Raw genomic sequence first — 19,351 nt, forward strand, 5'->3', positions numbered from 1 at the left:
CACCCCCATAACCGGACCCAGAGTTCGGCGAAATGATGACTGGCTGAAATACCCGCCGCGCGCACAAGCGCAAATTGCTTCAATTGCTGCCCGATCCCTACGTCACTTGTTCAGCCATGGCTGCAGACTATCCCGCCGCCGGCGAACGCCTCGCGTTCCGGACCGGCGATAAACCAGGGAGATGAGCGATGAATTGGGATCGCGTTGAAGGCAACTGGAAGCAGTTCTCGGGCAAGGTTCGTCAGCAGTGGGGCAAGCTCACCGACGACGATCTGGCGCAGATCAACGGCAACCGCGAACAGCTCGAAGGCTTGATCCAATCGCGCTACGGCTTCGCCAAGGACCAGGTGAAGAAGGCCGTCGACAACTGGCTCAAAACGCACTGAGCGCTCTAACTCAATTGGAAAATAGCGCGGCCCCGCCGCGCTATTTTTTTGCGCTTAGCCTTCAACCAGCTGACAACCAAGAGCTGTATTTCGCAGCTGCAAGGTTGGGGAGAGGCGATAATCGCCGGTTGGCCCGCCTGAAGCGCCCCAATAGGCTGAGGGCCGCCAACCCAATAGAGGACTCACAGAATGCGCATCGGCGTGCCGAAGGAAATCAAGGTCCACGAGTACCGCGTCGGCCTTGTCCCCGCGTCGGTGCGCGAGCTCGTCGCTCACGGGCACGAGGTGTTCGTCCAATCGGGCGCAGCCGAGCGCATAGATATCACCGACGACCATTACCGCCGTGCAGGCGCCACCATCCTGCCGGACGCCGCCGAAGTGTTCGCCGCTGCAGATCTGATTGTGAAGGTGAAGGAGCCGCAGGTCGTCGAGCGCGCAATGCTCCGCCCCGGACAGACGCTTTTCACTTATCTTCACCTCGCGCCCGACCCCGAGCAAGCCAAAGACCTGATGCGCTCTGGAGTCATAGCCATTGCGTACGAAACGGTGACCGGCGTGCGCGGGGGACTGCCTCTGCTCTCGCCGATGAGCGAGATTGCCGGGCGGATGTCGATCCAAGCCGGCGCACACTGCCTGGAGATGGAGCAGGGCGGTCGTGGCATGTTGCTCGGCGGCTCAGCGGGTGTCGCACCCGCGAACGTAGTCGTTATTGGCGGCGGCGTTGCCGGCGTCAATGCGGTGCGCATGGCCATCGGCCTCGAGGCCGCGGTGACGTGCATCGACGTGAACATCGAGCGCCTCTATGCGCTCGACCAGCAGTTCGCCGCCTCGCTCAACACCATCTTCTCAACGCGTCAAGCGATCGAGGACTACGTGTTGCAAGCCGATCTCGTTATCGGCGCGGTGCTCGTGCCGGGCGCCGCCGCGCCCAAGCTCATCACTAAGGAGCTGGTGAAGGAGATGAAACGCGGCTCCGTTATCGTCGACATCTCCATCGACCAGGGCGGCTTCTCGGAAACATCGCATCCGACGACACACGCCAACCCGAGCTATGTCGTCGACGGCGTCGTGCACTATTGCGTGGCGAACATGCCAGGCGCCGTCGCGCGCACATCGACATTCGCACTCAACAACGCGACGCTGCCCTTCGTACTCGAACTCGCCGACAAGGGGACGCTCGCCGCCTTGCGCACCGACCCGCATCTGCTCGCCGGCCTCAATGTATTCGGAGGGCAGATTACCTACCCTGCGGTCGCCGCGGCGTTGGGCCTGCCATATGTCGACCCGGTGACCGCCCTCGCCGCCTGAGCCTCAACCTGAGCCCCCCGAGTCCACGCACGCGTTTCCCTCGCATTCGCCCGTGAGTTGCATCTCCGATTGATAGAAATTTCCGGGTTTGGCAAAGCCTTACGCCAACTTGTTATGCAAATATCGTCATCGGGCTTCGCTCTCGGCGCCATGCCGGGCTAAATTGAAGCGGATGATCGGAACTTGGGAACCGACCTTGGCCGAGCGGATTGACAGCGCATGCAGCTAATCATGATGCTCGTGACGGGGCTCTTTGCCGTCTATGCCATCGTCGCGGTCGCGGCATTCGCCCTGCAGCGCCGCCTTATGTATTTCCCCGACGCCCAACGCGTAGCTCCGGCAACGTTCAACTTGCCCGGCGTCAAGGAGCGCATCATCGATGCACCCGACGGCGCGCGACTTATCTCGTGGTTCGCGAAAGCGGCACCCGGCCAGCCCACGATCCTCTACTTCCATGGCAATGCCGGAAATCTGGCAACCCGCGCCGAGCGCATTCGCCGCTACGTCTCGCGCGGCTATGGCGTGATGTTCATGAGCTATCGCGGCTACAGCGGATCGACCGGTTCGCCGAGCGAACGCAACAACGTCGCCGATGCGCAGCTTGCCTACAATGCGCTGATCGCCGACGGCATCGCGCCCGGTGAGATCTTCGTCTACGGGGAGTCGCTTGGCTCCGGCGTCGCCGTGCAGCTTGCCGCGGCCAATGAGATTGCCGGCCTCGTACTCGATGCGCCGTACACCTCCATCGTGGACGTCGCCGTGCTGGAGTACCCTTATCTGCCGGTGCGCCCGTTCGTATTTGATCGCTATGAAACGGTGCGCTACCTGCCGAGCGTAACTGCGCCGCTTCTCATCCTGCATGGCGAGGCCGACCGGGTTATTCCAGTCGAGATGGGCCGCGCCGTTTACAACGCAGCCAATGCGCCAAAGGAGATCGTGACCTTCCCGCGCGCCGGCCACTCCGATCATCACATCCACGGGTCGTACGATGAGATGTTCCGTTGGATCGACGCGGTGATGAACGATGAGATGCGCGAAACCGATCAGCGCATCGAAGGCGCAGCGCAGTAAGCCCCTTCAGAACAGTCTCTGCACGCGCCGCGACAGGGAAAATCCGTGGCCGCTGCCGTTATGGCACGTGAGACCGCTCGTCTCTGACAGACACTCAAAGCCGGCCCCACGCCACGTGCCGCCATATGGCAGCACCGGGGCTGTTCCCTTGACGGTATCGCCCGCGCACATTCGCGCGCCCGGCTCGTCGCGACCCGTCACGTAGAACGCCGTGCCCCAATCTGCATCGCAGTCGGCGGGCATCGGCGGATCCGCATTGTCACGCTGCATGACATCGCAACGAAGCAGCGGCGGATCGCCTGGCTCGAGCAGCGGCTCCACCATGCAATGGATATTGTTGGACGGCGTGCGGAACGCGAGTTCCTCGGCACCAGCCGAGCCGGAGCAGACGACGCCGAGAACAGCAAAAGCCGCAACCGCCACACAAATCGAATAGGAAAAGAAATTCGTCATGCTCACCCCATCAATTATCCGCGGGGAGCCGCGGTGCGGACAGCGTGTAGCATCTGAGGGCGGCCGCCAAGCGTCAAACGCCAGCACGGCAAGCGAAGCGCGTCATGCTCAGGCGCCAAGTGCGCCCGGCGGGTGCCGGCCATCCGCTTGCGCGCGGTCAGCCGCATGCAAAGCTTATTTCAGCCGCGTCACTCGAAAAACGACAAATGCGCCCGTGAGCATAGGCTCAGGGCGCATCATGATCGCTCGGTCAGGAGCAGAGATCGTTTAGCGGCGCGGACCAGCAGCAGCCGGAGCCGCCACCTTGCCAGGCAGCAGGCCTTCACGCTGAGCGCGCTTGCGAGCCAGCTTACGGGCGCGGCGCACGGCCTCAGCCTTCTCGCGAGCCTTACGCTCGGAGGGCTTCTCGAAATAGTTGCGGAGCTTCATCTCACGGAAAATGCCCTCGCGCTGCATCTTCTTCTTGAGCGCCTTGAGAGCCTGATCGACATTGTTGTCGCGGACGAGAACCTGCAAGCGGTTGCTTCCTTTGCCTGACCTTTTGACCAATAAGAATACGGCATAGAGAGCGGCGGCCGAGCCACCGACATCCCGTCTGCCCTTGTGGATGGGCGCTTCACTAGCAAAAGGCGGTTAAATTGTCCATCCGCCGCGTGAAAGGACCTATTTACCCATCTCCGACCGCGCCGTGAGCCGGTTGACGTGCCCCATTTTGCGCCCGGGACGGGCCTGGTTCTTCCCGTAGAGGTGCAGGCAAGCCCCTGCCTCCCCAGCCAAATCCGGCCAGGCCGCGACGTCGTCGCCAATGAGATTGGTCATCTGACAGTCCGAATGCCGCCCCGTCGCCCCCAACGGCCAGCCGACCACCGCCCGGATGTGATTCTCGAACTGTCCCACCGAGCACGCGTCCATGGTCCAGTGTCCGGAGTTGTGCACCCGCGGCGCGAACTCGTTGAGCAGCAAGGGTTGCGGCCCCTCGCCCACGTAGAACATCTCCACCCCGATCACGCCGACATAGGCCAGCGCATCAGCCAAACTGCCTGCGATCTGGAGCGCCAGCCTCTGATGCTCCGGTGGCAGTATGCTCGGCACAGTGGACGTCCGCAGGATGCCCCCCTCGTGATGGTTCTGCGGAATGTCGTAAGCGAGGCTCACGCCATCGAGCCCACGCACCAGCAGCACAGAAACTTCGTACTTGAACGGCACCATCGCTTCGAGCGTCGCCGGGGCACGCCCGACTGCCTCGAACGCCGCCGGCAACTCGTCCGCGCTCGCGATGCGCGCCTGCCCCTTACCGTCATAGCCGAGCCGACGCGTCTTCAGGATCGACGGCGCCCCCACCGTCTCGATTGCGGCTGCGAAATCGTCAGCGCTATCGACCGCGGCGAACGCCGGCAACGGCAGCCCCAGCGAAGCAATGAAGCTCTTTTCCTTGAAGCGGTCCTGCGCCACTTCCAGCGCCTTGAGTCCCGGGCGCACCGGCCGAACACGCTCCACCGCAGCGGCCGCTTCTACGGGCACGTTCTCGAATTCATAGGTGACGACGTCGGTCTGCGCCGCGAACTTGGCGATCTTGTCGAGGTCCTCGTACGGCCCGATGGTCGTCGCCACGGCAACGTCCGACGCGGGGCCTGCAACGTCACTGTAGATGTGGCACTTGAAGCCGAGCTGCGCGGCTGCGATCGACAGCATGCGGCCGAGCTGGCCGGCGCCGAGAATGCCGATGGTCGAGCCGGGAGGTAGCGCCTTCATCGAACCGCAAACCTCACTTCGGCGCTTCGGCGACGCTCGCCGTCCGCGCCGCGCGATAGGCTTCGATGCGCCCCATCAGAGCAGCATCGGAAATGGCGAGGATCTGCGCCGCGAGAAGGCCCGCGTTCTTCGCACCCGGCTCGCCGATCGCAAGAGTGCCGACCGGAATGCCAGCCGGCATCTGCACGATCGAGTAGAGCGCATCCTGCCCGTTAAGCGCCGTCACCGGGATCGGCACCCCGAGCACCGGTAGCGGCGTCATTGCCGCGGTCATTCCCGGCAGATGCGCCGCTCCGCCAGCCCCCGCGATGATCACCTTCAGGCCGCGCGACTTCGCCGATTTCGCATACTCATAGAGACGGTCGGGCGTGCGATGCGCCGACACGATCCGCGTCTCGTAAGGAACCTTCAGCTCGTCAAGGATTTCGGCGGCTTTCTTGAGCGTCGGCCAGTCGGACTGGCTGCCCATGATGATACCGACGACGGCGTTTGCGGTGCTCATTTTCGCTGCGTCCGGCCGAAAGAAAGCGCGGGATTACAGGAGCCAGACGCTTAAGACAAGCGCTTTGTCGCCCTCAAAGCCTGGCCGCTTAGCCTGTGCGACTGGCCTTCGAGCACCGCATGAACGGCCGTCATTCATAAGGACGCAGCAATGAACGGCTAGGCGATAATGTCAGGGAGAAGCTGGTCCTCGATCGCCATCATGCGATCCTTGATGGCGAGCTTTTTCTTCTTCAGGCGTTTCACCAGCAACTGATCCGCCGTGGACGACTCTTCAAGCAAAATGATTTGGTCGTCCAGCTCGCGGTGCTCCGCTCTGAGCCTGACCAGTTCGTCCCGAAGCTCTCTCTCGTCGATGCGTTTCATTGGCCGGCTCGGTCAATGCCCCTCTTAAACACCGTGCGAGCGCGCGGACTATCGGCCTGTTCCTACTCGATAGCAAGCACTTGGCACGCCAGACGAGCGCTTAAGACGTCTTTGTCGCTGCCGCAATAGCGATAAGCGCGGCTTGGCGCGAGTTCCCATTTTCATCAAAAATTACGCATCACCTAAATCGTTCTCGGGTTGGACAACGCCACAATCATCTGGCACGCTACTATGTCTCTTCAACAGCTCATGGAGGACCATGATGGCGCTTGCAGCTCACATCGCAGAGCTAGCGGAGAAGCACAAACTTCTCGAGCGTAGAATTGAAGAAGCGGTCACCCGCCCTGGTTCGGATGACCAAGAAATCTATCGTATGAAACTGGAAAAGCTGAAACTCAAAGACGAGATCACTCGTCTCAGCGGAGGCGAAACCCGCCACTAGCAAAACTCCCCCCAATGACCAGGCGAGCGGTCACCGCTCGCCTTCTCCCGGGCCGGCATAAGAGCAATCCGCGCGCAAAGCACCAGCCGCGCGCCTTCGATTTTGCTCACGCGTCCTTCGCCATCTCGCGCAGCTTGAATTTCTGAATCTTGCCCGTCGACGTGCGCGGTACCTCCGCGAACACGATGTGCCGTGGACACTTGTATTTCGCCAGCCGCTCGCGGCACCAATCCATAAGTTCGTCCATCGTCGCATCCATGCCTGGACGCAGCTCGATGAACGCGCACGGCGTCTCGCCCCACTTGTCGTCCGGCTTGGCAACGACCGCGCAATAAGCGACGGCCGGATGCTTGTAGAGCACGTCCTCGACCTCGATCGATGAGATGTTCTCGCCGCCTGAGATGATGATGTCTTTCGAGCGGTCTTTCAGCTGGATGTAGCCGTCCGGATAGAGCACGCCGAGGTCGCCCGAGTGGAACCATCCGCCTTCGAAGGCTTCATCGGTCGCCTTCGGATTCTTCAGGTAGCCCTTCATCACGATATTGCCGCGGAACATGACCTCACCGATGGTCTCGCCATCAGCTGGCACCCGCTGCATTGTCGCTGGGTCCATCACGGTGAGATCTTCGAGCGCCAGATAGCGCACGCCTTGCCGCGTCCGCTTGAACGCCCGCCCGGCCTCGTCGAGCCCATTCCAGTCGACGTTCCACTCATTGACGACCGCCGGGCCATACGTCTCGGTGAGTCCGTAGAGATGCGTCAGGTGGAAGCCGGCCGCGGCCATCGCGTCCATCACCGCCTGCGGCGGCGGAGCCGCAGCGTGATTGAACGACACCTTGTGCTCGATGGGCCGCTTCTCGTCCGGCGAAGCATTGAGCAGCGTCGCCATAACGATCGGCGCGCCCGAGATGTGCGTCACCCGGTGCTCGACAATCGCGTCGTACATCGCCTTGGCGCGCACCCAGCGCAGGCACACGTGCGTGCCGGCAACCGCCGACAGCGACCACGGGAAGCACCAGCCGTTGCAGTGGAACATCGGCAGCGTCCACAGGTAGACGGGATGCTGGCCCATGCCCGCTTCGAGGTTGTTGGCGTAGCACATCAGCGCCGCGCCGCGGTGATGGTAGACGACGCCCTTCGGGTTGCCGGTCGTACCGGACGTATAGTTGAGCGAGATCGCATTCCACTCGTCCGAGGGCATGGACCACTCGAATTCCGGATCGCCCGCCGCGATGAAGTCCTCGTATTCGACGTCTGACAACCGCTCGCCGCTCTGCGGGAATTCCTTGTCGTCGTAGTCGACCACCGGCGGCTTCACGTTCGCCAGCTCCAGCGAAGCCTTCGACAGCGGCGCGAACTCCCGGTCGGTGATGAAGAACTTCGCATCGGCATGATCGAGCTGGAAAGCTACGATCGGCGCATCGAGCCGCGTGTTGATCGTATGCAGCACCGCCCCCAGCATAGGCACCGCGTAGTGCGCCTCCAGCATGGCCGGCGTGTTCGCCAGCATCACCGAAACCGTATCGCCCTCGCCTATCCCGCGCGCCGCCAGCGCCGACGCAAGCCGTCGGCAGCGGGCATAAAACTCCCCGTAAGTAAAACGCTGCGACCCGTGAATGATGGCCAGATGGTTCGGGTAGACGAGGGCCGCGCGCTGCAAAAACTGCAGCGGTGTCAGCGGCTGGTAGTTGGCGCGGTTCTTCTCGAGGTTTTCATTGAACGGATTGGAGGGCATGTTTGGGGCCGGCGCTCGGTGGCTAAGTGCACGCGGGGTATCCGCTTATTCGCAGTGACGCTAGCGAAAGCGCTCCCGCCCGGCAATGCCGATATCCCATTGCCCAATTGCTGGGCGAAGATGGCTGTGCCCATCCTCAAAAATCTTCGCTTACCCAGCTGTTGCGACGGAAAGGAAGGCGTTAGTCTGTTCCTACCGCATGGTCCGCAGTGGGAGATGGCCATGAGTGAACTCAAACAGCAGACGATCGCATTGTGGATCCTGCTGATGCTGTTGATTGTCGTGGTGCCCCTCGCACTTGAATAGCGTGGGCACGCGGATGTCGCTCAGTGCTGCAGCCGCCTGACGCCGCGCAATTCGCGGCGCGGGCTTTTCTGCGCTCATTGCACGGCGGCGCGGCCAATTGCCGACTGAAGGCCTCCACACTCGCCATGCCGCTCAGGCCCATAAGGGCCTACTGTCATTCTCGGCTTCGTGCCGAGGATCCAAAGCGCCGCGTTTTCCGCAGCCTACCGCATTGGGTTAGCTAGGTCCTCGGGACAAGCCCGAGGATGACGTCGGGATAGTCGATACCCCTTGGCCGCAAGGCGGCAAGGGCGCAAGGCGCCCCGCGCCTTAGGCGCGGCCATCAGCCTGCACAGCGCTCACCGCACACAAAGCTTCTCTCAGCTTGTGTCGCCTAAAATCTACTGATCTTCTTCCTCGTCGCGGCGTTCCCCGCCCGACAGCTCCTTGAGCTTGGCGAAAACGCGGGCCTGCTCTTCCTGTTCGGTCTCCTCGCGCTCCTCCGCGTGGCGGGGCTGCACGATCTCGACGCGGCGCTCGGCCGTCGTCTCCTCGGTCGGCAGAAGCGTGCCGGCCTGCTCCAGGTCAGGCATGTCCTTACGCTCACGCTCCACCCGGCGCGCCGCCTTCTTCACTTCGGCATCGAGATCGATCTGCGAGCAAAGTCCGAGAGTTACCGGGTCCTGCGGGGTGAGGTTCGCCGCATTCCAGTGTGAGCGGTCGCGGATCTGCTGGATGGTCGGCTTCGTCGTGCCGACCAGACGCATGATCTGGCTGTCCTTCAGCTCCGGGTGGTTGCGCAGCAGCCAGACGACGGCGTTCGGACGGTCCTGGCGGCGCGACACCGGCGTATAGCGCGGGCCCTTCCGGGTGGGGGTCTCCGGCACCACCACTTTCGGCTCGGCGAGGCGAAGCGCCCGGGCCGGATTCTCCTCCGCTCCCTCGATTTCCTCGCGCGTCAGCTGACCCGAGGTGACAGGGTCGAGGCCCTTGATGCCCTGAGCCACATCGCCGTCGGCGATACCCTTCACTTCCAGGACGTGCAGCCCGCAAAACGAGGCAATCTGGTCGAACGTCAGCGAGGTGTTCTCGACGAGCCATACGGCCGTCGCCTTGGGCATCAGGGGTCTACGGTCGCTCATAGGGGCTTAACCTCCGGCTTCCTGCGTCGGTCCGCAGGGCCAAATCTTTTCTGGGGCAACTGGGGAATGCGCGCCTTATAGACCCTAGGGCCTCCGACGGCAACATGGCCGCCCCCGGTTGCAGATCCTTCCAACCTCCGCTCGTCCGCCCGAGTTGCCCCGCTGGTGCAGCGCAGATAGTGTGCCGCCGGCCGCGGGGACGGCACCACGAACGGGAAGGGATTAAGCATGGGCACGACGCCGAAGAGCGTTTATTTCGAAGACCTTAGCGTCGGGCAAGAGGCGAGCACCTCCAACACGGTGACCGCCGACGTCATCCGTGCCTTCGCCGACGTCTCGGGCGACCGGAACCCCGTTCACATCGACGCGGACTACGCCGCCGGCACTATTTTCAAGGAACGCATCGCCCACGGCATGCTCTCCGCCGCGTTCATCTCCGCCGTGTTCGGCATGGAGCTGCCGGGCCCTGGGGCGATCTACATTTCGCAGACCCTGAACTTCAAGGCGCCGGTCAAAATCGGCGACGTTGTCGTCACTACGGTCAAGGTGGCTGAGCTGATCCCCGAAAAGAAGCGCGCCCGCTTCGACTGCGTCTGCGCCGTCAACGGCAAGGCCGTCGTACAGGGCGAGGCCGTGCTCATGGTTCCAACCCGCCCGGCTTGAAGCTGCGATAAGCCCTGTCCATCTGAGCAATCTGGTCCCGCCGAGGCACTATGCTCATCGTCCACGGCTATAACGAGGTGCCGGCGCAAGCGCGCGGAGCCGTGCTCGCCATCGGTAATTTCGATGGCGTACATCGCGGTCACCAGGAGCTGCTGCGCGTCGCCGCCGCAACTGGGCGGCAGATCGGCGCGCCCTCCGGCGCGATCCTGTTCGAACCGCACCCGCGCGAGTTCTTCCATCCCGAAGAGCCACACTTTCACCTGACCCCGCTACCGCAGAAATTGCGCCTCCTCGAAGCGGACGGACTCGATCTCGCCGTCGTGCTCGACTTCAACAAGGCCCTCGCCGGGCTATCGGCCGTCGACTTCATTGACGATGTCATCGTCAATGGCCTTGGCGCCCGCCATGTGGTGATCGGCTATGATTTCTTCTTTGGCCACCAGCGCAGCGGCACACCCGAAACGATGCGCGAGGTCGCAGACCGGGCAGGCTTTGGCGTGACCATCATTCCGCCCGTCGCCGAAGGTGGAGAGGTGTTCTCCTCGAGCGCCATTCGGCTGCGTCTTGCCCAGGGTGACGTCAAAGGCGCGGCAGAGCTTCTCGGCCGCACCTGGCGCGTTGAAGGAACCGTCGTTGGCGGCGCCCAGCGCGGCACCGGCCTCGGCTTTCCCACCGCCAACATTCCGCTGCCCCGTGGAACCGCCCTCGGCCACGGCATCTATGCCGTCCGCGTCATCGTCGATGGCGCGCGCCACGACGCCGCCGCCTACCTCGGTACGCGCCCGACTTACGATAATGGCATGCCGGTGCTCGAGGTTTTCCTGTTCGATTTCGATGACAATCTCTATGGCAAGGTCATCGAGGTCGAGTTCATCGACTTCATCCGCGCCGACCGGAAGTTCGATTCGAGCGAGGCCCTCGTGGAGCAGATGCAAAAGGACGTCGCCCAGGCCCGCGACATCCTCGCCACCACGTAGGGTGTCGCCAAAGCCAACTTGAACGTCATCCCGGCGCAGGCCGGGATCCACGCAATTCTCAGCAACTAAGCTGCCAGAAGGGACAACCAGGCCGAAACCGCGCCCACCACTTCACCCGATCCGACGCTGAAGTTGGCGTGGGTGCCGGCCAGCGCCGGCATGACGGTTGGGGGCGCCGGCCCGTTTGCCTAGATAACCGTGGGCCATGTTGCTAGAACGCCGGCCAGATGACGCCGGAAGCCGAACCGGGAAGATTGAGACCATGGCTAAGGACAATGGCGGCGACAACGCTGCCAAGGACAAACACAAGCAGGCCGCTGGCGATGCCGCCGCCTCCGCGCAGGCAGAGGGCGATGCCGCCGGGCGCGACTGGGGCAAAACGCTGTTCCTGCCCGAAACGCCGTTTCCGATGCGCGCCGGTCTACCCGACCTCGAGCCGCGCCTGCTCGCCCGCTGGGCCGAAATCGGCCTCTACGAGCGCCTGCGCGAGAAGGGCCGCAACCGCGCGAAGTTCCTGCTGCACGATGGCCCGCCCTACGCCAACGGCAACATCCACATCGGCCACGCGCTCAACAAGATCCTGAAAGATCTCGTCGTCAAATCGCAGCAGATGCTGGGCTTCGATTCCAACTACGTGCCCGGCTGGGACTGCCACGGCCTGCCGATCGAATGGAAGATCGAGGAGAGCTACCGCGCCAAGGGCCGCAACAAGGACGCCGTGCCGATCAACGAGTTCCGCCGCGAGTGCCGCGAGTTCGCGGCACACTGGATCGACGTGCAACGCGGCGAATTCAAGCGCCTCGGCGTCATCGGCGACTGGGACCATCCCTATAAGACGATGGACTATCCGGCCGAAGCCGTAATCGCAGGCGAGCTGATGAAGTTTGCCATGAACGGCACGCTCTATCGCGGCTCCAAGCCCGTGATGTGGTCGGTCGTCGAGAAGACCGCGCTCGCCGAGGCCGAGGTCGAGTACCAGGACTATCAGTCCGACACGATCTGGGTGAAGTTCCCCATCACGAGCGAAGGTCCGCTCACCGGCGCGTCGGTCGTCATCTGGACGACGACCCCATGGACCATCCCCGGCAACCGAGCGATCTCGTTCTCATCCAAGATCAGCTACGGCCTTTACGAGATCACCGCCGCGCCCGAGGGCAACTGGGCCAAGGTTGGCGATAAGCTCATCCTTGCCGACAAGCTCGCCGCCGACGTGATGAAGTCCGCGAAAGTCGATGCCTTCGAGCGCCGCGCTGAGGTGTCAGCCAATGAGCTGGCCGGTCTCATCGCCGCGCACCCGCTCGCCGCGCTCGGCTACACCTTCGACGTGCCCCTGCTCGACGGCGATCACGTCACCGACGATACCGGCACCGGCTTCGTGCACACCGCACCCGGCCACGGCGCCGACGACTACATCATCTGGGTCGCCAGCCAAAAGGCGCTGCAGGCCCGCGGCATCGACACGACGATCCCCTTCACCGTGGACGCCGATGGCGTGCTCACTGCAGAGGCGCCGGGCTTCACCGGCAAGCGCGTGCTCACCGAGAAGGGTGACAAGGGCGACGCCAACGACGCCGTCATCAAGGCGCTGGCCGACGCTGGCAACATCATCGCGCGCGGCCGCGTCAAGCATCAGTACCCGCACTCCTGGCGCTCCAAGAAGCCGGTCATCTTCCGCAACACGCCGCAGTGGTTCATCGCCATGGATAAGCCCGTGAAGGGCATCCCCAAGGGCAACAACCAGACTCTGCGCCAGCTCGCGCTCAAGGCGATCGAGGAAACCGAGTGGGTGCCGGGCACGGGCGAGAACCGCATCCGCAGCATGGTCGACGGACGCCCCGATTGGGTCGTCTCGCGTCAGCGCGCCTGGGGCGTCCCAATCACCGTATTCCGCCACAAGGAAACGGGCGACATCATCCCTTCGCAGAAGTTCGCCAAGTCGAAGGAGCTGATCGCGCGCGTCACCAGCGCCTTCTCCGAGCGCGGCGCCGACGTCTGGTTCGAGGATGGCGCGACCGAGCGCTTCCTCGATGGCCTCGTCGACGATCCCTGGAACTGGGAGCAGGTGCGCGACATCCTCGATGTCTGGTTCGATTCAGGCTCGACGCATGCCTTCACGCTGGAAGACCCGCAGCACTTCCCGACCCTCGCCGGCGTCAAGCGCGTACGCGACGGCGGCAAGGATCGCGTCATGTACCTCGAAGGCTCCGACCAGCACCGCGGCTGGTTCCAGTCCTCGTTGCTGGAATCGTGCGGCACCCGCGGGCGCGCACCTTATGACGTGGTGCTGACGCATGGCTTCATCCTCGACGAAAAGGGGGATGAGAAGATGTCGAAGTCGAAGGGCAACGCGCTCTCGCCGCAGGACGTGATGGCGAAATCCGGCGCCGACATCCTGCGCCTGTGGGTCGCCTCGGCCGATACCACCAACGACATTCGCTTCGGACCAGCCATCGTGCAGTCCGCCGCCGAAGCGTACCGCAAGCTGCGCAATACGCTGCGCTGGATGCTCGGCGCTCTGGCCCACCTCGACGAAGACGAGCGCGTTAAGTTCAAGGATATGCGCGAGCTCGAGCTCGAGCGGCTGATGCTGCATCGCCTGATCGAGCTCGACGAGGAAGTGCGCGCCGCCTACCTCGCCTACGACTATCGCAAGATCGTCGCCGTGCTGTCGCAGTTCATGAACACCGAGCTTTCGGCGTTCTACTTCGACATCCGCAAGGACACGCTCTACTGCGAGCCGTATTCGAGCATGAAGCGCCGCGCCGCGCTCACCGTCATCGACGAAATCTTCAAGGCGCTCGTTGCCTGGCTCGCACCGATCCTGTCGTTCACCGCCGAAGAAGCATGGCTCGCGCGCCAGCCCGGTCGCGAAGGCTCGATCCATCTCGAAACCTTCCCCGAGCCGGACAAGTCCTGGCGCGACGACGAGCTTGCTGCCAAGTGGAATAAGGTGCGCGACGTCCGCCGCGTCGTCACTGGCGCGCTCGAGTTGGAGCGCGCCGCCAAGCGCATCGGCTCCAGCCTCGAGGCAGCGCCCGAAGTCTACGTTGCCGACCCCGACCTCTTGCGCGCCCTCGAAGGCGTCGACCTGGCCGAGGTCGCAATTACCAGTCAGGCGCGGCTCATCGCCAAAGCCCCTCCCGAGGACGCCTTCACGCTCCCCGACGTTGCTGGCGTTGGCGTCGTGCCAAAGCTCGCCGAGGGCAAGAAGTGCGCGCGCTCCTGGCGCGTACTTCCCGACGTCGGCGCCGACCCGGAGTTCCCCGAGCTGTCGCCTCGTGATGCCGAAGCCGTCCGCGAATTCGATGCCCGCGCCGAAGGTGCCATATGACCGCTGAGACGTCCGCCTCGCGCAACTGGCTCTGGGGCCCCTACTCGCGCCTCGGCCTCATCGTGTTCATGGCAACGCTCGCCATCGACCAGGCGCACAAATGGTGGATGCTGCACATCTACGACATTGAGGACAAAGGGCGCGTCTTCGTCACCCCGTTCCTCGACCTCGTCTACGTGAAGAACATCGGCATCAGCTATTCCATGTTCGATCAGGAGAGCTACACCGGCCAGATCATGCTGGCGGGCTTCGGACTGCTGGCAACGCTCGCACTGTGGATCTGGCTCGCCAGGGGCGCCTCGAACCGGCTGCTGGCCATCTCGCTCGGCCTCATCATGGGCGGCGCCATCGGCAATGCGATTGACCGCCTGGTCCTTGGTGGGGTCGCCGACTTCTTCTCGATGCACGCCTTCGGCTTCTATTGGTATGTCTTCAACATCGCCGATGTGGCCATTGTGGCGGGCGTCATAGGGCTGCTATATGACTCCCTGTTGGCGAGTCGCAAAGACGCCGCAAAGTCGTTGTAGCGCAGTGCATTAGCGCAAAGCGCTGCCTAGAGTGCTTCGGGAAAAGTGGGAACCGGTTTTCCGATAAGAGGCACGACAAGGCTCTAGAGTTTGCGCGGGATTGAGAGCGCGAAGAGGCGCCCCGGGGGAAAGACATGCCGCCGAAATTCCGTACTTCCAGCCCGATCCTGCCGCTGCTTGCAGCCGGCTTATCGCTGGCGCTAACCGGTTGCGGAACCGACGACATTCAGTTCAACGGCGGCATCTTCGACGCCGTCGGCCTGTCCGATGGCACCAAGGTCAAGGGTGGCGATCCCAAGCTCGCGGAGCGTGCGCCGCTCGTGGTGCCGCCGACGCTCGACAACTTGCCGGCCCCCGGGCAGGCGCCCGCCCCGACGGAAATCGCTGGCATTAACGACCCCGACGCAGCGAAGCAAAAGTCCAAGGCTGAGCTCGAAGCTGCACAAAAGGCATACTGCGATAAGAACTATCGCGACGCGGGAATGCGCGGCGAGGAAACCTCGATGGTCGAGGGTCCGCTGGGTCCCTGCCGCCCCTCGATCTTGACCTCGGTCAAGAAGTGGAACCAGGGCGACGACGCGGAAGGTCAGTAATCCGTATTGCCACTTGTCCTGGTGCACTGCGAAGGCTGCCCAGTCGTCGAGCAAAGCCGCATATCCATAACCAAAAGCGCAAGAATCCGGTTGCAGCCTCGGGTGCGGCAACTTATACCGCTGTTGGGGGGACGAAGCCCTTTTTCGTCCTCCGCTTAAGGAGGAAACTACCCATGAAGACCTGGAACAAGCCGCAGGTGCGTGAGCAGGAAGTTGGCCTCGAGGTCACTTCCTATATGCCGGCCGAAATCGACATCATCTAAGCTGTCGATTTACTGCGGTATCGATACGGTGGTCGAGCAATCGACCACCGTATTTTTTTGTCCGCACGCTATCGCGTGAAGCAGGCGCTCCTCGCACGATACCGAAAACTGCGCGCACGCCGCTTGTGTCAGCTAGAACTTATTCGTCGAACTTGCCTTCGACCTTGGCCACCCACTTTTCGAAGGTGGTGCGCAGAATGTCGACGTCGTACCGCATGCCCTCGACCACGCCCACGGGATGATCGGGCTGCGCGTCGAGCTTGCGACGGATGTCGCTGTGCATCTCGACCATCTTTTCCCAATCCTTCTGCGCAGCATCGCTCAGCTCGCCAGTCGCACCGGGGGCGACGCGGGCTGCCTTGATACGCTGCTCCAGATCGTCGAGCTTGCTTCTGGTATCGGCGATGAGATCCTGGCTCATGAACTTCTCCCCTATAGACGTTGGGCTTGGCCACATATCTCAGATGGGGCGGCCCGCGCGCGTACCGTAGGGCGAACCACTTCCGATTTCGTCAAGAACGCACGTCCAAGGACGGCCAAATTGCCGCCCGGGGGCGCCTTGGCTTCGCATTATGCGACAGCAGGTGAGATAAACGTAAGAATTGGGTCCGCCTCCGCGCCGCCGCGCGCACGGACTTGACCCGGCAAGCTCCGTACACATCCGCGAGCGCGCACACGCTCAGGCTCCCGCGTGCGGTGAGCTATCGAGCCCGGCTTTGCGATCCGGCGGCCCTCAGCGTCAGCTTGTCACGAGCTGACCGAGCAGACCGGCAATTCCTGCGATCATCAGAAGCCCGATGAAGAACCACGTGACCGCGCTGTCGTTGAGGCTCTCTAAGGTATGCCCCCGCTTGCGTGACATGGCGTCTCCTCAAAAAAAGCGCCCATCCACACGCACTGCCTTGCGAATACACGAGATTCACAGCTTCGCTGATTTGCCTACTTCACCGCCAGCATTAATGCAGTGGACGCCCTATTCAGCTTCGCAACTGCGATATGGCCATGGCAGCCGCCGCTACACGGGGGATTTGCACAATAAAATAGGTCACTTGGACCCGATCTGTGCCCTCGATCCTGTCGGCCCTTCGGCAAATCAGATAGCCCGGATGGAAGCGTCGCCAGCGTGATTCTGCTGCGCGCGTCACTTGGGGGACAGGCAATGCTGCCGAAAATCCGCATGAACTGGCTGGTGATCGGCGTTGTGGCGACCGGGCTTCTCGGCGGCTGTGCGGCCGACGCGATCCGCTCCGGCCAGGTTACGAAGAGCTATCGCCGCGCCAAGTCCGACACCAACGTCGCGCGCCGGCAAACGCAGACGCGTGAAGCAGCCGTCAGGCCGACCCAATCGGCGATCGAAACCGGTTCGATCGACAAGAACGCCGCCCCCGTCACGTCCAAGTCCGATCCACGCTGGCAGTGGTGCGAGCAGCGCCACATCGACCATCAGGCCGGCAAGGCACCGGGCGGCGCGACCGATCTCGCCAAGAAACTGGAAGACGACCGCACCTGCGCCGCCGTCTATGGCAGCAGCGATCCGCAGGGCGACCTCAGCCCCTAGTTTGGTGGCGCTGCGAGCATAACCGCGACGGCCACCGCCACCAGCCCCGACGCTACGGCCAACAGCACGCGCACCAGGTCGATGACGAAGTGCGCGACGGCTCTGATACCCGCGATGATGCGTGGATGAACCGCTGCTCGCGCCGTGGCCCGCAGTTTCCTTTGCGCTTTTGTGAAGCCGCTAGCGCTGGCCTCACGCACACGCAGATGCCAGCGCAGCCTCTCCGCGGGAACGGGCGCCATTGGCGCCCCGCGCTCAGCGCAAAATGCACTTGTGCCGCCAGCCGAGCGCTCGAGCAGAGCCGCGACCAGCTCCACGTCGTCGAGACGCGAAAGAACACCGCTACGGGAGGACTGAAGCTGCTGCGGACGCATTTGCTCACACTCGCGCTGCTGCAGGCATTGTGCGGCCAAGCCGAGGCATGATCAACGCACAGCGCCACATCGTCACCACTAACTCACGCAATTCTGATCGCTCACGATGCGTTGCATTAGCGAAGCCTCGTTGTTCCACCACCATGAAAAAAGCCCCAGCCAAGACCGCCGCTGCAAAGTCGAAGACGTTTGCCGCCGCCAAGGCGGAGCAAGCTATCGATCCCGCCCGGCTCATCGATGCACGAATAGACGAGTTGGACGATTGGCGCGGTGAGATGCTCGCCCGCGTTCGCACCCTCATTCACGAGGCCAACCCCGAGATCGTCGAGGAATGGAAGTGGAGAGGCGTCCCGGTCTGGTCGCACGCTGGCATCATCTGCACCGGCGAGACTTATAAGAACGTCGTGAAGCTGACGTTCGCCAAAGGCGCATCGCTGCCCGATCCTACGCGGCTGTTCAACTCCAGCCTCGATGGCAACGCGCGCCGCGCCATCGATCTGCATGAAGGCGATAAGATCGACGTTAAGGCCTTCAAGACGCTCATTCGCGCCGCCGGTGCGCTAAACATCGCCTCTTCCAAACAGAAAAAGCGCGCATAGAACCCCAATGGGCCGGTGCCGCTACCCTTTTGGCCCGCTCCCGCCGTTACGATCGATCTCCATCACGAGCACGCGAACGGCGGTCATTACCGTTTCCACCCAGCGCCCCGCCGCGACATTGTCCTGTCCGATATTGTGCATGGCACTGGCGTAGGCGCGATGGGCCTCGTCGAGCGCTTCATCGCGCACATGCGCTGGCATGGCTGCAATCTTCACCGCCGTGCTCTGAATGCTCGCGAGCGTCTGCACGACGATCTCGTTTTTATCCATGAGCTTGGCCCCCTGTTGGCATGGCGCGCACCATCATCACTGCGCGCGGCGTTTGTGAGGCGCACCACGTTCTGACGCGGCGCCGACAAAAAAACGCCGCGGATGTGTGTGACCGATACAGCCAGCGGGGAAAGCACCAATTTGTTTTCATGTAATGGATGCGCGATGAGCGCTGGAGGTGACCTCGTGTTCAACACCGATCCCACTAAGAACGGTCTGCCGCAACCCAAGCTCGGGCCGACGCCCCTCACAGCGACGCCGGCCTCACCAGCGCCGCGCTCTGCGCCCTCACCGTTTGAAAGATCTGCGACGGCACCGAGCGGAACATCGGTCATCGGCACTGATCTCACCATTCTCGGCGATCGCATTACGATCATCTCCGCCAACAAGTTGCAGGTAGACGGCGACATTCGCGGCAACGTGCACGGCAAGCAGGTCGTCATCACCGAGGAAGGCTCTGTGGTCGGCATGGTGTGCGCAGAAGCCATCGAAGTGCGCGGCGGCGTGCGTGGATCGATCTGCGCCGTCTCAGTCAAGCTTCAGGCAGGTGCGCAGGTCGAAGGCGACATCACGCATCAGAAGCTCATGATCGCTGAGGGCGCTGAGTTCGATGGCCGCGTCAAGCTAACGAAGGACCCGAACGAGCTCATTCCGGTTCTCGATCCCGAGGTCATCGAGCGCAATCGCCTCAACGGCGACGTTGGCCGCTTCGCAGCACCTGATCAGACATCAGAAAGTACAACGTAGACGGGGGA

24 protein-coding genes are annotated in these 19,351 nt (G+C 62.9%); 13 read left to right on the forward strand and 11 right to left on the reverse strand.

Translation table 11 applies throughout. From position 1 onward, the window contains the following. Window positions 1-188: 188 nt before the first annotated feature. From NDB2M4_RS00795 to NDB2M4_RS00805, 3 genes are all read left to right on the forward strand, one after another. Window positions 189-386, forward strand: coding sequence for a CsbD family protein (locus NDB2M4_RS00795; RefSeq protein WP_072369096.1), 198 nt, complete (start codon window positions 189-191; stop codon window positions 384-386). Between the two features lie 189 nt (window positions 387-575). Continuing rightward, window positions 576-1,694 (forward strand): alanine dehydrogenase, encoded by a 1,119-nt coding sequence (ald, locus tag NDB2M4_RS00800; protein WP_072369097.1) that lies wholly within the window; start codon window positions 576-578, stop codon window positions 1,692-1,694. A gap of 219 nt (window positions 1,695-1,913) precedes the next feature. Next, on the forward strand, window positions 1,914-2,765 hold the full coding sequence (locus NDB2M4_RS00805) for an alpha/beta hydrolase (RefSeq protein WP_072369098.1): 852 nt from the start codon (window positions 1,914-1,916) through the stop codon (window positions 2,763-2,765). A gap of 6 nt (window positions 2,766-2,771) precedes the next feature. Here NDB2M4_RS00805 and NDB2M4_RS00810 read toward each other — a convergent pair whose 3' ends face one another. From NDB2M4_RS00810 to NDB2M4_RS00830, 5 genes are all read right to left on the reverse strand, one after another. Further along, window positions 2,772-3,218 (reverse strand): DUF6636 domain-containing protein, encoded by a 447-nt coding sequence (locus NDB2M4_RS00810; protein ID WP_072369099.1) that lies wholly within the window; start codon window positions 3,216-3,218, stop codon window positions 2,772-2,774. A 267-nt stretch (window positions 3,219-3,485) separates the two neighbouring features. After that, the gene (rpsU, locus tag NDB2M4_RS00815; protein ID WP_072371535.1) at window positions 3,486-3,734 is read right to left on the reverse strand and encodes a 30S ribosomal protein S21; all 249 of its coding nucleotides are present in this window, start codon (window positions 3,732-3,734) and stop codon (window positions 3,486-3,488) included. Between the two features lie 147 nt (window positions 3,735-3,881). Beyond that, window positions 3,882-4,970 carry a 5-(carboxyamino)imidazole ribonucleotide synthase gene (locus NDB2M4_RS00820; protein ID WP_072369100.1) on the reverse strand — a complete coding sequence of 363 codons (1,089 nt, stop codon included), beginning with the start codon at window positions 4,968-4,970 and terminating at the stop codon, window positions 3,882-3,884. 13 nt (window positions 4,971-4,983) lie between these two features. Next, on the reverse strand, window positions 4,984-5,472 hold the full coding sequence (purE, locus tag NDB2M4_RS00825) for a 5-(carboxyamino)imidazole ribonucleotide mutase (RefSeq protein ID WP_072369101.1): 489 nt from the start codon (window positions 5,470-5,472) through the stop codon (window positions 4,984-4,986). 158 nt (window positions 5,473-5,630) lie between these two features. Then, window positions 5,631-5,837, reverse strand: coding sequence for a DUF465 domain-containing protein (locus tag NDB2M4_RS00830; protein ID WP_072369102.1), 207 nt, complete (start codon window positions 5,835-5,837; stop codon window positions 5,631-5,633). A gap of 259 nt (window positions 5,838-6,096) precedes the next feature. On the opposite strand from NDB2M4_RS00830, the gene NDB2M4_RS00835 reads away from it, so the two are divergent. Then, window positions 6,097-6,279 (forward strand): YdcH family protein, encoded by a 183-nt coding sequence (locus tag NDB2M4_RS00835; protein WP_348533025.1) that lies wholly within the window; start codon window positions 6,097-6,099, stop codon window positions 6,277-6,279. 106 nt (window positions 6,280-6,385) lie between these two features. Here NDB2M4_RS00835 and NDB2M4_RS00840 read toward each other — a convergent pair whose 3' ends face one another. Continuing rightward, window positions 6,386-8,014 (reverse strand): acyl-CoA synthetase, encoded by a 1,629-nt coding sequence (locus NDB2M4_RS00840; RefSeq protein ID WP_072369103.1) that lies wholly within the window; start codon window positions 8,012-8,014, stop codon window positions 6,386-6,388. Between the two features lie 686 nt (window positions 8,015-8,700). Then, a complete protein-coding gene (locus NDB2M4_RS00850) occupies window positions 8,701-9,441 on the reverse strand; it encodes a DUF1013 domain-containing protein (RefSeq protein WP_072369105.1) in 741 nt (246 codons plus the stop codon). 228 nt (window positions 9,442-9,669) lie between these two features. Between NDB2M4_RS00850 and NDB2M4_RS00855 the strand changes: the two genes are divergently transcribed. From NDB2M4_RS00855 to pqqA, 6 genes are all read left to right on the forward strand, one after another. Beyond that, window positions 9,670-10,104 carry a MaoC family dehydratase gene (locus NDB2M4_RS00855; RefSeq protein WP_072369106.1) on the forward strand — a complete coding sequence of 145 codons (435 nt, stop codon included), beginning with the start codon at window positions 9,670-9,672 and terminating at the stop codon, window positions 10,102-10,104. A 50-nt stretch (window positions 10,105-10,154) separates the two neighbouring features. Beyond that, complete coding sequence (locus NDB2M4_RS00860) at window positions 10,155-11,081, forward strand: bifunctional riboflavin kinase/FAD synthetase (protein ID WP_072369107.1); 927 nt, start codon at window positions 10,155-10,157, stop codon at window positions 11,079-11,081. Window positions 11,082-11,343: 262 nt separating this feature from the next. Beyond that, on the forward strand, window positions 11,344-14,412 hold the full coding sequence (ileS, locus tag NDB2M4_RS00865) for an isoleucine--tRNA ligase (RefSeq protein ID WP_072369108.1): 3,069 nt from the start codon (window positions 11,344-11,346) through the stop codon (window positions 14,410-14,412). Further along, window positions 14,409-14,939 (forward strand): signal peptidase II, encoded by a 531-nt coding sequence (gene lspA, locus NDB2M4_RS00870; protein WP_072369109.1) that lies wholly within the window; start codon window positions 14,409-14,411, stop codon window positions 14,937-14,939. The genes ileS and lspA overlap by 4 nt, the downstream gene beginning before the upstream one ends. A gap of 134 nt (window positions 14,940-15,073) precedes the next feature. Next, window positions 15,074-15,532, forward strand: coding sequence for a hypothetical protein (locus NDB2M4_RS00875; RefSeq protein ID WP_072369110.1), 459 nt, complete (start codon window positions 15,074-15,076; stop codon window positions 15,530-15,532). A gap of 173 nt (window positions 15,533-15,705) precedes the next feature. Beyond that, window positions 15,706-15,795: a pyrroloquinoline quinone precursor peptide PqqA gene (gene pqqA / locus NDB2M4_RS00880; protein ID WP_068459431.1), complete on the forward strand. Its 90-nt coding sequence runs from the start codon at window positions 15,706-15,708 to the stop codon at window positions 15,793-15,795. Window positions 15,796-15,934: 139 nt separating this feature from the next. On the opposite strand, the gene NDB2M4_RS00885 is transcribed toward pqqA, so the two are convergent. Together NDB2M4_RS00885 and NDB2M4_RS20560 are read right to left on the reverse strand one after the other, a co-directional pair. Next, complete coding sequence (locus NDB2M4_RS00885; RefSeq protein ID WP_072369111.1) at window positions 15,935-16,216, reverse strand: hypothetical protein; 282 nt, start codon at window positions 16,214-16,216, stop codon at window positions 15,935-15,937. A 318-nt stretch (window positions 16,217-16,534) separates the two neighbouring features. Then, on the reverse strand, window positions 16,535-16,657 hold the full coding sequence (locus tag NDB2M4_RS20560) for a hypothetical protein (RefSeq protein ID WP_280173518.1): 123 nt from the start codon (window positions 16,655-16,657) through the stop codon (window positions 16,535-16,537). Window positions 16,658-16,954: 297 nt separating this feature from the next. Between NDB2M4_RS20560 and NDB2M4_RS00890 the strand changes: the two genes are divergently transcribed. After that, on the forward strand, window positions 16,955-17,353 hold the full coding sequence (locus NDB2M4_RS00890; RefSeq protein ID WP_072369112.1) for a hypothetical protein: 399 nt from the start codon (window positions 16,955-16,957) through the stop codon (window positions 17,351-17,353). Here NDB2M4_RS00890 and NDB2M4_RS00895 read toward each other — a convergent pair. Further along, window positions 17,350-17,727 carry a hypothetical protein gene (locus tag NDB2M4_RS00895; RefSeq protein WP_072369113.1) on the reverse strand — a complete coding sequence of 126 codons (378 nt, stop codon included), beginning with the start codon at window positions 17,725-17,727 and terminating at the stop codon, window positions 17,350-17,352. The two genes, NDB2M4_RS00890 and NDB2M4_RS00895, sit on opposite strands and share 4 nt — an antisense overlap. A 143-nt stretch (window positions 17,728-17,870) precedes the next feature. On the opposite strand from NDB2M4_RS00895, the gene NDB2M4_RS00900 reads away from it, so the two are divergent. Next, window positions 17,871-18,326 carry a DUF1801 domain-containing protein gene (locus NDB2M4_RS00900; RefSeq protein WP_072369114.1) on the forward strand — a complete coding sequence of 152 codons (456 nt, stop codon included), beginning with the start codon at window positions 17,871-17,873 and terminating at the stop codon, window positions 18,324-18,326. A 21-nt stretch (window positions 18,327-18,347) separates the two neighbouring features. Here the strand turns inward: NDB2M4_RS00900 and NDB2M4_RS00905 are convergent, their stop codons facing one another. Continuing rightward, a complete protein-coding gene (locus NDB2M4_RS00905) occupies window positions 18,348-18,596 on the reverse strand; it encodes a hypothetical protein (RefSeq protein WP_072369115.1) in 249 nt (82 codons plus the stop codon). 165 nt (window positions 18,597-18,761) lie between these two features. On the opposite strand from NDB2M4_RS00905, the gene NDB2M4_RS00910 reads away from it, so the two are divergent. Continuing rightward, window positions 18,762-19,343 carry a bactofilin family protein gene (locus NDB2M4_RS00910; protein WP_072369116.1) on the forward strand — a complete coding sequence of 194 codons (582 nt, stop codon included), beginning with the start codon at window positions 18,762-18,764 and terminating at the stop codon, window positions 19,341-19,343. The last annotated feature ends 8 nt before the right edge of the window (window positions 19,344-19,351 follow it).

The sequence above is a fragment of the Hyphomicrobium sp. NDB2Meth4 genome (assembly GCF_900117445.1).
Lineage (GTDB): Bacteria > Pseudomonadota > Alphaproteobacteria > Rhizobiales > Hyphomicrobiaceae > Hyphomicrobium_A.